Source organism: Streptomyces sp. PKU-EA00015, from assembly GCF_013387495.1.
GTDB lineage: Bacteria > Actinomycetota > Actinomycetes > Streptomycetales > Streptomycetaceae > Streptomyces.
This window is the reverse complement of the sequence record NZ_JABZEE010000032.1, coordinates 119,237-134,489: the sequence shown is the minus strand read 5'-3', so window position 1 is coordinate 134,489 and position 15,253 is coordinate 119,237. Positions and strand designations below refer to the sequence as shown.

The window sequence follows — 15,253 nt, the reverse complement described above, 5'->3', positions numbered from 1 at the left end:
GCGTACCGCCGAAGTCGTGTCATTGCAGTACATACCCCCAACGGGGACTGTGATGGGTAGGGGAGCGTCGTGTGCCGGGTGAAGCAGCCGCGGAAGCGAGTTGTGGACGGTTCACGAGTGAGAATGCAGGCATGAGTAGCGATACACACGTGAGAAACGTGTGCGCCGATTGACTAAGGGTTCCTGGGTCAAGCTGATCTGCCCAGGGTAAGTCGGGACCTAAGGCGAGGCCGACAGGCGTAGTCGATGGACAACCGGTTGATATTCCGGTACCCGCTTTGAAACGCCCAGTACTGAACCCGTTAATGCTAAGGCCGTGAAGCCGCCGGCTGAGTCTTCGGACGAGGTCGGAGTGGTGGAGCCGCTGACCCAAGGCGGTAGTAGGTAAGTGATGGGGTGACGCAGGAAGGTAGTCCAGCCCGGGCGGTGGTTGTCCCGGGGTAAGGGTGTAGGACGTCACGTAGGCAAATCCGCGTGACACATAGTCTGAGACCTGATGCCGAGCCGATTGTGGTGAAGTGGATGATCCTATGCTGTCGAGAAAAGCCTCTAGCGAGTTTCATGGCGGCCCGTACCCTAAACCGACTCAGGTGGTCAGGTAGAGAATACCGAGGCGTTCGGGTGAACTATGGTTAAGGAACTCGGCAAAATGCCCCCGTAACTTCGGGAGAAGGGGGGCCATCACCGGTGAGAGCACTTGCTGCTCGAGCTGGGGGTGGCCGCAGAGACCAGCGAGAAGCGACTGTTTACTAAAAACACAGGTCCGTGCGAAGCCGTAAGGCGATGTATACGGACTGACGCCTGCCCGGTGCTGGAACGTTAAGGGGACCGGTTAGCTGACTTTCGGGTCGGCGAAGCTGAGAACTTAAGCGCCAGTAAACGGCGGTGGTAACTATAACCATCCTAAGGTAGCGAAATTCCTTGTCGGGTAAGTTCCGACCTGCACGAATGGCGTAACGACTTCTCGACTGTCTCAACCATAGGCCCGGTGAAATTGCACTACGAGTAAAGATGCTCGTTTCGCGCAGCAGGACGGAAAGACCCCGGGACCTTTACTACAGTTTGATATTGGTGTTCGGTTCGGCTTGTGTAGGATAGGTGGGAGACTGTGAAGCTTGGACGCCAGTTCAGGTGGAGTCGTCGTTGAAATACCACTCTGGTCGTGCTGGATGTCTAACCTGGGTCCGTGATCCGGATCAGGGACAGTGTCTGATGGGTAGTTTAACTGGGGCGGTTGCCTCCCAAAGGGTAACGGAGGCGCCCAAAGGTTCCCTCAGCCTGGTTGGCAATCAGGTGTTGAGTGTAAGTGCACAAGGGAGCTTGACTGTGAGACCGACGGGTCGAGCAGGGACGAAAGTCGGGACTAGTGATCCGGCGGTGGCTTGTGGAAGCGCCGTCGCTCAACGGATAAAAGGTACCCCGGGGATAACAGGCTGATCTTCCCCAAGAGTCCATATCGACGGGATGGTTTGGCACCTCGATGTCGGCTCGTCGCATCCTGGGGCTGGAGTCGGTCCCAAGGGTTGGGCTGTTCGCCCATTAAAGCGGTACGCGAGCTGGGTTTAGAACGTCGTGAGACAGTTCGGTCCCTATCCGCTGTGCGCGTAGGAGTCTTGAGAAGGGCTGTCCCTAGTACGAGAGGACCGGGACGGACGAACCTCTGGTGTGCCAGTTGTCCTGCCAAGGGCATGGCTGGTTGGCTACGTTCGGAAAGGATAACCGCTGAAAGCATCTAAGCGGGAAGCCTGCTTCGAGATGAGGACTCCCACCTCCTTGAGAGGGTAAGGCTCCCAGTAGACGACTGGGTTGATAGGCCGGATATGGAAGCCAGGTAACTGGTGGAGTTGACCGGTACTAATAGGCCGAGGGCTTGTCCTCATTTGCTCGCGTCCACTGTGTGGTTCCCGGGTTGCGAACAGTCGCACCGGTTGAACCAGTTTCACTTATCAATTGAAGAGTGTGCTTGTTCGCTAAGTGCCGATACCCCGCTCTGCGGGGTGGCCCGATAGAGTTTCGGTGGTCATAGCGTTAGGGAAACGCCCGGTTACATTTCGAACCCGGAAGCTAAGCCTTTCAGCGCCGATGGTACTGCAGGGGGGACCCTGTGGGAGAGTAGGACGCCGCCGAACAATCATTGAAGGACCCTTGGTCCAGCGTTCACGCTGGACCAAGGGTCCTTTTTGTTTTGCTGATATGCCGAAGCGCGGCCGATGGCCGGCTGCGCGAGAATGACTGTGGTACCCGAAGACAGGAGTCACGCCGATGTCCACCAACTCTCCCGACGATCGTCCGGATCGCGAGCCGCGTCGCAGGGACGGTGGTGACAGGGGAGGTTTCCGCGGAGGTCGTGACGACCGGGACCGTGGGCCTCGTCGGGACAACGACCGTGGTGAGCGCGGAGGTTACCGCGGCTCGCGTGACGACCGGGGCGGCCGTCCCGCCGGCGGCGGCTTCCGCCGTGACGATCGCGACCGCGATCGTGGGCCTCGTCGCGACGACGAGCGTGGTGGGTACCGCGGTCCTCGTGACGACCGTGGTGGTCGTCCCGGTGGTGGCGGCGGTTACGGCCGTCGTGACGACCGTCCCGGCGGCGGTGTCCGCCGTGACGACGAGCGTGGTGGCGGCTTCCGTCGCGATGACCGCCGCGATGACCGGCGTGACGACCGGCGTGACGACCGTGGTGGGTACCGCGGTTCCCGTGACGACCGGCCGCGTGACGAGCGTGGCGGTGGCTACGGCCGCCGTGACGACCGTCCGGCAGGCGGCTTCCGCCGCGACGACCGCGACCGCGATCGTGGGCCTCGTCGCGACGACGAGCGTGGTGGGTACCGCGGTCCTCGTGACGACCGTGGTGGTCGTCCCGGTGGTGGCGGCGGTTACGGCCGTCGTGACGACCGTCCCGGCGGCGGTGTCCGCCGTGACGACGAGCGTGGTGGCGGCTTCCGTCGCGATGACCGTCGCGATGACCGCCGCGATGACCGGCGTGACGACCGGCGTGACGACCGTGGTGGGTACCGCGGTTCCCGTGACGACCGGCCGCGTGACGAGCGTGGCGGTGGCTACGGCCGCCGTGACGACCGTCCGGCAGGCGGCTTCCGCCGCGACGACCGCGACCGGGACCGGGATCGTGACAGGGACCGCCAGGGCGGCGGATTCCGTCGTGACGACCGGCGTGACGACCGGCGTGACGACCGTGGTGGTCGCCCCGCAGGTGGCGGCGGTTACGGCCGTCGTGACGACCGTCCCGGCGGTGGCTTCCGCCGTGACGACGAGCGTGGTGGCGGCTTCCGCCGCGACGACCGCGACCGCGATCGCCAGGGCGGCGGCTTCCGAGGCCCCCGCCGTGACGACCGGCGCGACGATCGTGGTGGCTACCGTGGCCGCGACGACCGCGGTGGCTACGGCCGTCGGGACGACCGGGAGCGTTCGGACCGCGAGCCCATCAAGAGGCTGCCCATCCCCGAGGACGTCACGGGCGACGAGATCGACAAGGACGTGCGGCAGGAGCTGCAGAGCCTCCCCAAGGGCCTCGCCGAGGACGTCGCCAAGAACCTCGTCATGGTCGCGAACCTGATCGACGAGGACCCCGAGCGGGCTTATGCCTATTCCCGTGTGGCTCTGCGGCTCGCGTCCCGTGTCGCCGCCGTGCGAGAGGCCGCCGGCTTCGCCGCGTATGCGACGCAGAAGTACTCCGAGGCGCTGGCCGAGTTCCGGGCGGCGCGGCGGATGACCGGCAGCGTGGAGCTGTGGCCCGTCATGGCCGACTGCGAGCGGGGTCTGGGCCGTCCCGAGCGCGCGCTGGCGATGGCCGGTGAGCCCGAGGTGCAGAAGCTGGACAAGGCCGGCCAGGTCGAGATGCGGCTCGTCGCCGCCGGAGCCCGCAGGGACATGGGGCAGCTGGACGCCGCCATCGTGACCTTGCAGAGCCCCGAGCTGGCCTCGAGCTCCGTGCAGCCCTGGACCGCGCGGCTGCGGTACGCGTACGCCGACGCGCTCCTGGCCGCCGGACGCGAGGGCGAGGCGCGCGAGTGGTTCGCCAAGGCGCTCGAGGCGGACAAGGACGGCGCCACCGACGCCTCCGACCGGCTCGCCGAGATCGATGGCGTCGAGTTCGTCGACGTGATGGACGACCTCGACGAGACCACGGAGGACCCGGACCTCGACGACGAGGGCGGTGCCCCGGTGTCGGAGCCGGACGACACCGGTGACGCCGCCCAGGCCGAGGGCAAGGGCGAGGACAAGTCCGCCGAGTAGCGGGCAGAGGGTAGCGGCGAAATGTGAGGGCGGTACCCGGCCGGGTACCGCCCTCACCCGCGTGTGCGACCTCAGTCGAGGGCGAGGCTCCGCAGGACCAGGCCCGTTGCCGGCTTCGGGCCGAACGACGTCGACTTGCGCGGCATCGTGACGCCTTCGCGCGCGAGCTCGCGGACGACCTCTTCGGGGACCGGGTGCATCAACACGGCGGTGCTGCCGTCCCGTTCGGCCTGGGTGACCGCCGCCTGGGTGTCGTGGATGTAGGTGATGTGGTCCGGGGTGTCGGGGATGTGCCAGATGCGGTCCAGCATCGTCGCGTGGAGCACGGTCGCGTCCAGCGTGCGCCAGGCCTCCGGGCGTCCGCCGGGGACCGTGCCGGCGAGCAGCTCCGGATCGGGACGGTCGGCGAGGTGGAAGCGGCCGTCACCGGCGAGCAGGAAGGCGTTGCCCTCGGCGGCCGCCTCGGCGAGCGTGCCGAGTGCCTGCTCCAGGGAGACGCCGAGGCCGCGGACGCGGAACGACCCGTCGAGTGCGGACAACGCGTCGGCGACCGGCAGCCGGCGCAGCAGCCGGTGGATCGCGCGGACCTGGAGCGGATAGCGGGCCGTGTCGATCAGCAGGACCAGGCCGTAGTTCCAGGGGCCGGGCGAGCCCGGGTGCTCGGCGCGCAGGCGCAGATACGTGGCCCAGCGGTGGTGGCCGTCGGCGATGAGGGCCTGATGGCGGCTCAGGTCGTCCCCGACGTCAGCGAGTTCCGCCGGGTCCGTGACCGACCACAGCCGGTGGCTGAAGCCGTCCTCGGTGGTGGTGGCGATGACCGGCGGGCCCAGGATGGTGCGCTCGATGACGGCACTGGTCCCGGAGAGTTCGCCGCCGCTGCGGTAGGCGAGGAGCAGGGGTTCCAGGTTGGCCGCGGTGGTGCGCATCAGCGCGGCGCGGTCGGCGACGACCTCCGGCATCACGTCCTCGTGCGGCAGGACGACGCCGTCGGACGGTTCGGTGAGGGCGAGCGCCCCGATGACGCCCCGCTGGAGCAGATCGCCTTTGCGCTGCTCGTACACGTACAGGGCGGGCTCCGGGTCGGCGGCCAGCACACCCTCGGAGAGCCAGCGGGAGAGTGTCTCGGCGGCCTGCCGGTGACGGTCCTCGGGAGAGGCGGCCTGCGGCAGGATGAGGCGCACGATGTTGTGCGGATCCGCCGATTCGAGGTGGTGCAGGCCGTCCGGCCTGACGACCACGTCGTACGGCGGCGAGGTCACGGCGGCGAGGCTGCCCACCCGCTCGGGGACGTAGCGCAGTCCGCGGAACGGGATCAGGTGCAGGCCGCCATTGGCCGCAGGACCTTCGTTGCTCATCAGGGCATCGTATGCGTGCAAGGGGGATGAGCGATGATCGGGGGAGCGGACCCGAGCGAGGAGCGATACGGATGAGTCAGCAGGGCACGAACCGGCCGGGCGGAAGCACGATCGCGCTGAGCGAGGCGTACGACACGGCCCTGCTCGACCTCGACGGGGTGGTGTACGCGGGCGGTGAGGCGATCGCGCACGCCGTCGAGTCGCTGGCGACGGCCCGCGCCGGCGGAATGCATCTCGCGTATGTGACGAACAATGCGCTGCGCACCCCGGACGCGGTGGCCGGGCATCTCACGGAGCTGGGCATCCCGACCGCCGCCGGGGACGTGATCACGTCCGCGCAGGCGGTGGCGCGGCTGATCTCCGAGCAGGTTCCCTCGGGTTCCCGGGTGCTGGTCGTCGGCGGCGAGGGGCTGCGGGTGGCGCTGCGTGAGCGCGGGCTCGAGCCGGTGGAGTCGGCGGAGGACGGGCCGGTGGCCGTGGTGCAGGGGTACGGCGGGCCGGCTCTGGCGTGGGGGCGTTTCGCTGAGGCCTGTTACGCGATCGCGCGGGGCGTGCCGTGGTTCGCCTCCAACACCGACCTGACGATTCCCAGCGCCCGAGGCATCGCGCCGGGCAACGGTGCGGCGGTCGAGGTCGTGCGGATCGCGACGGGCGCCGAGCCGCAGATCGCGGGTAAGCCGCTGCCGCCGATGCACCGGGAGACGATCCTGCGGACCGGCGCCGAGCGTCCGCTGGTGGTCGGGGACCGTCTTGACACGGACATCGAGGGCGCGTTCAACGGCGGCGTGGACTCGCTGCTCGTCCTGACGGGGGTGACGGACGCGGCACAGTTGCTGGCGGCCGTTCCGCAGCACCGGCCGACGTACGTGGACGCCGATCTGCGCGGGATGCTGACGCGACAGCCCGAAGTGACCGAGACGGACGGGGAGTTCCGCTGCGGGGGATGGAGCGCGGCAGTGCGTGGCGACGAGCTCGTGCTGGACGGCGAGGGGGCGCCGCTGGACGGCCTGCGGGCGCTGTGCGGGGCCGCGTGGACGTACGCGGGGGACGGCTCGTGCGCGCTGGACGCGGGGAAGGTGCTGGCCCGGCTGGAGTTGTAGCCCGGCGCCGATCGACGCGGGGCGGCCGGCGTGGGGGCTCGGCGCGGACGTCGCACGAACCGGCCGAAGTTCGCGAAGCGAGGGTAGGCTAACCTAACCTGGTGTTGGTCGAGAGTCCCCCGAAACAGAGCGCGGAGCCGATACCCGCAGCCGAGAGCCCCAAGCGCCACGACCTGCGCGCCGCCGGGCTGCTGGTGTCGGTCGTCATCCTGCTGCTGGTCTGCGTCGCGAGCATCGCCGTGGGCGCCAAGGCGATCCCGGTCGCCGACGTGTGGGATGGCCTGTCCCACAACACCGGCACCGGGAACGACGTCATCATCCGGGACGTACGCGTACCCCGCACGCTGCTCGGTCTGGTCGTCGGGGCCGCACTCGGCCTGTCCGGCGCGGTCATGCAGGCCCTGACCCGCAACCCCCTCGCGGAACCGGGCCTGTTGGGCGTCAACGCGGGGGCCGCCGCCGCGGTCGTGTCGGCCATCAGCTTCCTCGGTGTCACTTCGCTCACGGGCTACGTCTGGTTCGCCTTCGCCGGGGCCGCGGTCGTCTCCGCCGCCGTGTACGTCCTCGGCGGCAGCCGCAGCGCCACCCCCGTACGGCTCGCGCTCGTCGGCACCGCGGCGACGGCCGCCCTGTACGGGTACATCAACGCCGTGCAGCTGCTCGACTCGGCGGCGCTGGACCGGCTGCGGTTCTGGACCGTCGGCTCGCTGGCGTCGGCCGAGACGGGCACGGTCACGAAGGTCGTGCCCTTCGTCGCCGTGGGCGCGGTGCTGTCGCTGCTGATCGCCCGCCCGCTGAACGCCATGGAGATGGGCGACGACACCGCCCGGTCCCTGGGCGCCCGTCCGAACCGCACCCGCGTCCTCGCGATGCTCGCGGTCACCCTGCTGTGCGGGGCCGCGACGGCCGCGTGCGGGCCGATCATCTTCGTCGGGCTGATGATCCCGCACGTCGTACGGGCCGTCACCGGCACCGACATGCGCTGGATCCTGCCGTACGCCGCGGTCCTCGCGCCCGTCCTGCTGCTGGGCGCCGACGTCGTCGGCCGGATCGCCGCGCGCCCCTCCGAGCTCCAGGTCGGCATCGTCACCGCGCTGATCGGCGGGCCCGTCTTCATCCACCTCGTACGCCGCAAGAGGATGGCCCAGCTGTGAACAGGCCGGTGAAAGCGATACGCACACCCGCGGGGCTCTCCGTCAGGGTGGATCCGCGGGCCTCGGCCGTCGTTCTCGTGCTCGGGGCGGCCGCGGTGGCCTCGGCCGTCGGCCTCATCGGCAGCGGGGACTTCCCCATGTCGTTCCGCGACGTCGTCGACACCCTGCTCGGGAACGGCACCGCCGCACAGGAGTTCATCGTCCGGGAGCTACGGCTGCCGCGGGTGCTCGTCGCCGTCCTCGTCGGGGCGTCCCTCGCCCTCAGCGGTGCGATCTTCCAGTCGCTGTCCCGCAACCCGCTCGGCAGCCCCGACGTGATCGGTTTTGGCCAGGGGGCGACCGTCGGCGCGCTCGCCGTCATCGTCCTCTTCGGCGGGGACTCGCTCGCCGTGTCCGGCGGCGCGGTCGCCGGAGGCCTCCTCACCGGCGTCCTCGTCTACCTCCTCGCGTGGAGGCGCGGCGTTCAGGGCTTCCGGCTGGTGCTCGTCGGCATCGGCGTCGCGGCCATGCTCACCGCGGTCGTCCATTACCTGATCACCAAGGCCGACCTGGTCGACGCGACCCGCGCCACGCTCTGGATGACGGGCTCGCTCGACGGACGCGACTGGGCGCAGGTCCGGCCGCTGCTGATCATGTGCGCCGTGCTGCTGCCCGTGGTCCTGGCGTACGGGAGGCCGCTGCGGATGCTCGAGATGGGCGACGACGCGGCGTACGGACTGGGCGTGCCCGTCGAACGCACCCGGATCGTGCTGATGGGCTCCGGCGTGCTGTTCATCGCCGTGGCCACCGCTGCGGCGGGGCCGATCTCCTTCGTGGCGCTCAGCGCTCCCCAGCTGGCCCGCCGCCTGACCCGCTCGCCCGGCCCGAACCTCGCCGCGGCGGCCGTGACGGGCGCGGCGCTGCTGCTCGTGGCGGACTGGGTGGCCACGAACACCTTCACCGACCGCCAGTTGCCCGTGGGCGTGGTGACGGGTGTACTCGGCGGCTGCTACCTGCTCTGGCTGCTCGTCACCGAACGCAAGGCCGGCCGGATATGAGGCCTCCTGCCGCCGCGCCGACCCCCATGTCCTCTCAGAAGTCCCCTCAGAACGCCGGGAGTACGACCACCATGCAGCGTCTCACCGCGGAATCGGTCACCCTCGCCTACGACCAGCGGGTCATCGCCGAGAACCTCTCGGTGGAGATTCCCGACCGCTCCTTCACGGTGATCGTCGGCCCGAACGCCTGCGGCAAGTCGACGCTGCTGCGTGCCCTCTCCCGGATGCTCAAGCCGTCCCAGGGCCGGGTGCTGCTGGACGGGCAGGCCATCCACTCCATGCCCGCCAAGAAGGTCGCCAGGACGCTCGGCCTGCTGCCGCAGTCGTCGATCGCGCCCGACGGGATCACGGTGGCCGACCTCGTGGGCCGCGGGCGCTATCCGCACCAGGGCCTGCTGCGGCAGTGGTCGGCGGAGGACGAGCGGATCGTCCAGGAGTCGATGGCGGCGACGGGGGTCGGGGGGCTGGGCGACCGGTACGTCGACGAGCTGTCCGGCGGCCAGCGCCAGCGGGTGTGGATCGCGATGGCGCTGGCGCAGCAGACGCCGCTGCTGCTGCTCGACGAGCCGACGACGTACCTGGACATCCAGCACCAGCTGGAGGTGCTGGACCTGTGCGCGGAACTGCACGAGTCGCAGGGCCGCACGCTGGTCGCCGTGCTCCACGACCTGAACCAGGCGGCGCGCTACGCCACGCACCTGATCGCGCTGCGGGACGGGAAGGTGGTCGCGGAGGGGGCGCCGACGGAGGTGGTCACGGCGGAGCTGGTGGAGGAGGTCTTCCAGGTCAGGAGCCAGGTCATCGAGGACCCGGAGTCGGGGACGCCGCTGGTGGTACCGGTGGCGCGCAGGCGCGCGGCGGCGGTGGCGTGAGGCGTCCGGGGCGGGCCGCCGCGCGGGACGCCCCCGACCCGGCCCTCCCCCTACGGTCTGGCGGCCGTGGGAGTCACCGATGACGGAGCCGGGCTTCGCCCCGGACCCCGTACCGCCTTCGGGGGGTGGCCCGAACCCGCTGTGGCCTGGCGGCCGTGGGGCTTCGCCCCGGACCCGTGCCGCGCTTGGGCAGTGGCCTGAACCCGGGCGGCCGCGGGAGCCTCTGGTTCTGGAGCAGGGGCTGCGCCCCCGGCTCCCCTCGCACTCCGGGCGGTGGTGGTCCGCACACGTCCACGGCCTGGCGGCCCCTGCCCGGCGGCCCGGCGGCCGGGGCGGAGCCCCGGAAGCGTGTCGCCCGGCGGAGCCCCGGGTCGTGGACGCGTGCGGCTACAGCAGGGCGCGCAGGCGGAGGATGTCGCGGAAGCCCGCTTCCAGACGGACCCGGCCCGACGCCCATGCCCTCGCGAAGTTGAGGTCGCCGTCGACCATCGCCACCAGGTCGTCGCCCGCCATCGCCAGGCGGATCTGCGCCTTCTCCCCGGGCGGGCCCGTCAGCGTGTCCGTCACCTCGATCCGGCCGTCCCGGAGGCGGCCGGTGAACGTCGTGTCCAGGTCCGTGACATGGCAGCTGAGGGAGCGGTCCAGCGCCGCCGCGCTGCGCACGTCGCCGTCCGCCGTCGCCAGGTTGTCCGAAAGTTTCTTGAGCGCGCCGAGGCACTCCTGCGTCGTGGCCATCGTGATCGACGGTACCGCAGGGCTTCGCGGTAGCGTCTGGGCATGAGCGACTCCATGCCCGCCCGGGAGGGTCCCGTACCCGAGCCGGAGCCGGCGCCCGACCCCGCCGCGCCCGCGCCGCTCGGCGTGCCGCGCGTGCCCACCGGCAACGCCGAGGTGGACGCCCTGCTGGAGAGGCTGGCCGACGCCGACCACCTCGCTGCCGACGGACACCTGGAGGTGTACGAGGATGTACACCGGGGTCTGCGGGACGCGCTGACCGCGCTCGACACGCGCCCCCACGACCCGTCGCACAACCACAGGAGCTGAACCCACCGTGGCAGGAGTCGCCCGCCGCCGTCTCGACGCCGAGCTGGTACGCCGCAAGCTCGCGCGCTCGCGCGAGCACGCCGCCCAGCTGATCGCCGCCGGGCGGGTCAGCGTCGGCGGGAACACCGCGACCAAGTCGGCCACCCAGGTCGAGACGAGCGCGCCGATCGTCGTCGCCGCCGCCGACGACGACCCGGACTACGTGTCCCGTGGTGGCCACAAGCTGGCGGGAGCGCTGGCCGCCTTCGTACCGCTCGGCCTGAAGGTCGAGGGGCGGCGGGCGCTGGACGCGGGCGCGTCGACCGGCGGCTTCACCGACGTGCTGCTGCGCGCCGGCGCCGCGCACGTGGTCGCCGTGGACGTCGGCTACGGACAGCTCGCCTGGTCCCTGCAGAGTGATGAACGCGTGACCGTCAAGGACCGTACCAACGTCCGTGAAATGACGTTGGAGACGATCGACGGAGTGCCGGTGGACCTGGTGGTGGGCGATCTGTCCTTCATCCCGCTCGGGCTCGTGCTGCCGGCCATGGTCCGCTGCAGCGCGCCCGACGCGGATCTGGTCCTCATGGTCAAGCCCCAGTTCGAGGTGGGCAGGGAACGCCTCGGCAGCGGCGGCGTCGTGCGCAGCCCGGAACTGCGCGCCGAGGCCGTACGTTCTGTGGCCGAGCGGGCGGGGGAACTCGGCCTCGGCGTACGGGGGGTCACCGCCAGCCCGCTGCCCGGCCCGTCCGGGAACGTCGAATACTTTCTGTGGCTCCGGGCCGGAGCGCCCGAGCTCGATCCGGCGGACGTCGACCGTGCAGTGGCGGAGGGACCTCGTTGACCACGACAGCAGCGACCACGACATCAGCCAGAACCCGCGTACGCACCGTTTTCCTGCTCGCCCACACCGGCCGGCCCGCGGCGATCCGCAGCGCCGAACTCGTCGTCCAGGGCCTGCTGCGCAACGGTATCGACGTCCGGGTGCTGGAGGCCGAGGCGGCGGACCTGCCGCTGCCCGCGTCCGTCGAGACCGTGCCCGACGCGACGCCCGAAGTGCTCGACGGCTGTGAGCTGCTCATCGTGCTCGGCGGCGACGGGACACTGCTGCGCGGCGCCGAGTTCGCCCGCGCCTCCGGCGTGCCCATGCTCGGCGTCAACCTGGGCCGCGTGGGCTTCCTCGCCGAGGCCGAGCGCGACGACCTCGACAAGGTGGTCGACCGCGTCGTCACCCGCGCCTACGAGGTCGAGGAGCGCATGACCCTCGACGTCGTCGTGCACAGCAACGGCGACATCGTGCACCGGGACTGGGCGCTGAACGAGGCCGCCGTCCAGAAGGTCTCGCCCGAGCGCATGCTCGAGGTCGTCCTGGAGATCGACGGACGTCCGGTGACCGGCTTCGGCTGCGACGGCATCGTCTGCGCGACCCCGACGGGCTCGACCGCGTACGCCTTCTCGGCCGGCGGACCGGTGGTCTGGCCCGAGGTGGAGGCGCTGCTGATGGTGCCGATCAGTGCGCACGCCCTGTTCGCGAAGCCGCTGGTGACCTCGCCGGACTCGACGCTCGCCGTCGAGGTCCAGCCGCACACCCCGCACGGGGTGCTCTGGTGCGACGGCCGCCGGACCGTGGAGCTGCCCGCGGGCGCTCGTGTCGTGGTCAGGCGAGGGGCCGTTCCGGTGCGGCTTGCCCGGCTGCACCACGCGTCGTTCACGGACCGGCTGGTGGCCAAGTTCGCGCTGCCGGTGTCCGGTTGGCGAGGCGCACCGCACTGAGCGCGCTCCGGCGCTGCCCGCGAGAGTGAATGCGTGGCCGGGGTCCGTCGCGCGGCGGCCACCGGACCTCGTAAGGTCGTGTCCGTGTTGGAGGAGATGCGGATACGGTCGCTCGGAGTCATCGACGACGCGGTCGTCGAGCTGTCGCCCGGGTTCACCGCGGTGACCGGTGAGACGGGCGCGGGCAAGACGATGGTCGTCACGAGCCTCGGGCTGCTGCTCGGCGGACGTGCCGACCCCGCCCTGGTGCGGATCGGCGCCAAGTCGGCGGTGGTGGAGGGGCGGATCAGGGTGTCCGCCGACGCCCCCGCCGCGCTGCGCGCCGAGGAGGCCGGGGCAGAGCTCGACGAGGGCACGCTGCTGATCAGCCGGACCGTTTCGGCGGAGGGGCGCTCGCGCGCCCACCTGGGCGGGCGTTCGGTGCCCGTCGGCATGCTCTCCGAGCTCGCCGACGAACTCGTCGCCGTCCACGGTCAGACCGACCAGCAGGGACTGCTGCGCCCCGCGCGCCAGCGCGAGGCGCTCGACCGGTACGCGGGCGACGCCGTCACCGGCCCGCACGCCAAGTACGCGGCCGCCTACCGCCGGCTGCGCGCCGTCGCCGGCGAGCTGGACGAGCTGACCACACGTGCCCGCGAACGCGCCCAGGAAGCGGATCTGCTGCGCTTCGGCCTCGACGAGATCGCGGCCGTGGAGCCGCGGCCCGGCGAGGACGTCGAGCTGGCGGCCGAGGCCGAGCGGCTCGGGCACGCCGAGGCCCTCGCCTCCGCCGCCTCCGTCGCGCACGCCGCCCTCGCGGGCAACCCCGAGGACCCCGAGGCCGTGGACGCGACCACCCTGGTCGCGGGTGCGGGACGGGCGCTGGACGCCGTACGGGCCCACGATCCCGCCCTGGCCGCGCTCGCGGACCGGATGGGCGAGATCTCCATCCTGCTCGGCGACGTGGCCGGCGAGCTCGCCGGGTACGCGGACAATCTCGACGCCGACCCGCTGCGGCTGGCGGCGGTCGAGGAGCGGCGGGCGGCCCTGACCCAGCTGACACGCAAGTACGGCGAGGACATCGCGGCCGTGCTGGCCTGGGCCGAGCAGGGCGCGGCCCGCCTCACCGAACTCGACGGCGACGACGACAGGATCGGCGAGCTGGTCGCGGAGCGGGACGCGCTGCGCCGTGAACTCTCCGAGCTGGCACAGACCTTGACGGACGCCCGTACGGAGGCCGCGGCCCGGTTCGCGCAGGCCGTCACCGAGGAGCTCGCCTCGCTCGCCATGCCGCACGCCCGGGTCTCGTTCGCCGTCCGGCAGACGGACGATCCGGACGGTGTCGAGGTCGGCGGCCGGACGGTCGCGTACGGGCCGTACGGCGTGGACGAGGTCGAGCTGCTGCTCGCGCCGCACCCGGGGGCGCCGCCGCGGCCCATCGCCAAGGGCGCGTCCGGCGGTGAGCTCTCGCGTGTGATGCTCGCCGTCGAGGTCGTCTTCGCGGGCACCGACCCGGTGCCGACGTACCTCTTCGACGAGGTCGACGCGGGTGTGGGCGGCAAGGCGGCGGTCGAGATCGGGCGGCGCCTCGCGAAGCTGGCCAGATCGGCCCAGGTGGTCGTGGTCACGCACCTGCCGCAGGTGGCCGCGTTCGCGGACCGGCAGCTGCTGGTCGAGAAGACCAACGACGGCTCCGTGACCCGCTCGGGAGTCACCGTCCTGGAGGGCGAGGACCGGGTGCGCGAGCTGTCCCGGATGCTCGCAGGCCAGGAGGACTCGCAGACGGCCAGGGCGCACGCGGAGGAACTGCTGGCGGCGGCCCGCGCCGACGGCTGACCCGGACGTGGTCATGACCGCGTGTCCCGGTGCCCTGTGCACCGGGGCGGCGCGGCGGCGAACGCGCGTGATCATAGGGTGGGGCCCATGCGAGCAGGCCGGCACACCAGGAGCCCCGCCCGGACCACCGCCCTCCTCACCGCCTTCGGCGCCACGCGGTCGGTCACCGCGGCGCTGCGGCGGCGCGTGCCCCCCGGCTCCGCACGCTGGGAGCGCACGAACTACGCCGGACGCACCGTCGACCTGTTCGCCGGACCGGCCGTCGCCCTCGGGTCCGTGGCCGGTGTCCTGCCCGCCCGCACGCAAGGCGCCGCGGCGATCGCCGTCGGCGCGGCCGGGCTGTGCGGGGCCTACGACGACATCGCCGGCGCCGGCGACCCGCGGCGCGGCTTCCGGGCCCACCTGGGCGCCCTGCGCCGGGGCGAAGTGACCAGCGGGGCGGTCAAACTGTTCGGAATCGGCGCCGCCGGGCTCGTCGCCGGGGCGATGCTCAAGGAGCGCCCGCTCGACAAGCTCCTCGCCGGGGTGGTGATCGCCGGCTCCGCGCACTTCGTCAACCTCGTCGACGTGGCACCGGGGCGTGCCGCCCTCGCCGTCATGGGGCTCGGCGCGCCCGGCCTGCTGCGCCGGGGAGCCGCCGGCGCGCTCGCCGCCGCGCCGGTCGGCGCCGCGGCCGCCGTCGTCACCGACGACCTCGGCGAGCGCACCATGCTCGGCGACACCGGCGCCCACGCGCTGGGCGCGGCGCTCGGTACGGCCGTCGTCGCGGGCAACGGACGTGCAGGACTAGTCCTGCACGCGGCGGCCCTCGTCGCGGCGGCGGTAAGAGGAGCCGACGTCAGCAGGATCGCGGCCGACTCACCTATGTGA

Annotated in this window: 13 protein-coding genes and 2 rRNA genes; 13 read left to right on the top strand and 2 right to left on the bottom strand. The window is 71.3% G+C overall.

All coding sequences use genetic code 11. The features are described 5' to 3' along the window. The 4 genes from HW130_RS20755 to HW130_RS35395 form a co-directional block, all read left to right on the top strand. Positions 1–1,878, top strand: a 23S ribosomal RNA gene (locus HW130_RS20755); the annotation flags it as partial. A 134-nt stretch (positions 1,879–2,012) separates the two neighbouring features. Next, positions 2,013–2,129 (top strand): 5S ribosomal RNA (gene rrf, locus HW130_RS20750). Between the two features lie 5 nt (positions 2,130–2,134). Further along, a complete protein-coding gene (locus tag HW130_RS36020; RefSeq protein ID WP_256356209.1) occupies positions 2,135–3,574 on the top strand; it encodes a hypothetical protein in 1,440 nt (479 codons plus the stop codon). Beyond that, positions 3,496–4,254 carry a tetratricopeptide repeat protein gene (locus HW130_RS35395; protein WP_309140500.1) on the top strand — a complete coding sequence of 253 codons (759 nt, stop codon included), beginning with the start codon at positions 3,496–3,498 and terminating at the stop codon, positions 4,252–4,254. Before HW130_RS36020 ends, HW130_RS35395 begins: the two co-directional genes overlap by 79 nt. A gap of 71 nt (positions 4,255–4,325) precedes the next feature. On the opposite strand, the gene HW130_RS20740 is transcribed toward HW130_RS35395, so the two are convergent. Beyond that, a complete protein-coding gene (locus tag HW130_RS20740) occupies positions 4,326–5,609 on the bottom strand; it encodes a DUF1015 domain-containing protein (RefSeq protein ID WP_177151145.1) in 1,284 nt (427 codons plus the stop codon). A 71-nt stretch (positions 5,610–5,680) separates the two neighbouring features. Between HW130_RS20740 and HW130_RS20735 the strand changes: the two genes are divergently transcribed. The 4 genes from HW130_RS20735 to HW130_RS20720 all read left to right on the top strand — a co-directional run bounded on the left by HW130_RS20735 (position 5,681) and on the right by HW130_RS20720 (position 9,772). After that, positions 5,681–6,709, top strand: a complete 1,029-nt coding sequence (locus HW130_RS20735) for an HAD hydrolase-like protein (RefSeq protein ID WP_177151144.1) — start codon at positions 5,681–5,683, stop codon at positions 6,707–6,709. Between the two features lie 101 nt (positions 6,710–6,810). Beyond that, on the top strand, positions 6,811–7,863 hold the full coding sequence (locus HW130_RS20730) for an iron ABC transporter permease (protein WP_177151143.1): 1,053 nt from the start codon (positions 6,811–6,813) through the stop codon (positions 7,861–7,863). Continuing rightward, positions 7,860–8,900, top strand: coding sequence for an iron chelate uptake ABC transporter family permease subunit (locus HW130_RS20725; RefSeq protein WP_177151142.1), 1,041 nt, complete (start codon positions 7,860–7,862; stop codon positions 8,898–8,900). The genes HW130_RS20730 and HW130_RS20725 overlap by 4 nt, the downstream gene beginning before the upstream one ends. 71 nt (positions 8,901–8,971) lie before the next feature. After that, positions 8,972–9,772 (top strand): ABC transporter ATP-binding protein, encoded by an 801-nt coding sequence (locus HW130_RS20720; protein ID WP_177151141.1) that lies wholly within the window; start codon positions 8,972–8,974, stop codon positions 9,770–9,772. A 387-nt stretch (positions 9,773–10,159) separates the two neighbouring features. Here the strand turns inward: HW130_RS20720 and HW130_RS20715 are convergent, their stop codons facing one another. Beyond that, positions 10,160–10,507 (bottom strand): SCP2 sterol-binding domain-containing protein, encoded by a 348-nt coding sequence (locus HW130_RS20715; protein WP_177151140.1) that lies wholly within the window; start codon positions 10,505–10,507, stop codon positions 10,160–10,162. 42 nt (positions 10,508–10,549) lie between these two features. Between HW130_RS20715 and HW130_RS20710 the strand changes: the two genes are divergently transcribed. The 5 genes from HW130_RS20710 to HW130_RS20690 all read left to right on the top strand — a co-directional run bounded on the left by HW130_RS20710 (position 10,550) and on the right by HW130_RS20690 (position 15,253). After that, a complete protein-coding gene (locus tag HW130_RS20710) occupies positions 10,550–10,816 on the top strand; it encodes a hypothetical protein (RefSeq protein WP_177151139.1) in 267 nt (88 codons plus the stop codon). A 7-nt stretch (positions 10,817–10,823) separates the two neighbouring features. Further along, entirely contained in the window at positions 10,824–11,639 is an 816-nt protein-coding gene (locus tag HW130_RS20705; RefSeq protein WP_177151138.1) for a TlyA family RNA methyltransferase, read from the top strand. After that, positions 11,636–12,568 carry an NAD kinase gene (locus HW130_RS20700; RefSeq protein WP_177151137.1) on the top strand — a complete coding sequence of 311 codons (933 nt, stop codon included), beginning with the start codon at positions 11,636–11,638 and terminating at the stop codon, positions 12,566–12,568. The genes HW130_RS20705 and HW130_RS20700 overlap by 4 nt, the downstream gene beginning before the upstream one ends. Before the next feature lie 96 nt (positions 12,569–12,664). Continuing rightward, complete coding sequence (gene recN / locus HW130_RS20695; RefSeq protein WP_177151157.1) at positions 12,665–14,383, top strand: DNA repair protein RecN; 1,719 nt, start codon at positions 12,665–12,667, stop codon at positions 14,381–14,383. A gap of 87 nt (positions 14,384–14,470) precedes the next feature. Further along, complete coding sequence (locus HW130_RS20690) at positions 14,471–15,253, top strand: hypothetical protein (protein WP_177151136.1); 783 nt, start codon at positions 14,471–14,473, stop codon at positions 15,251–15,253.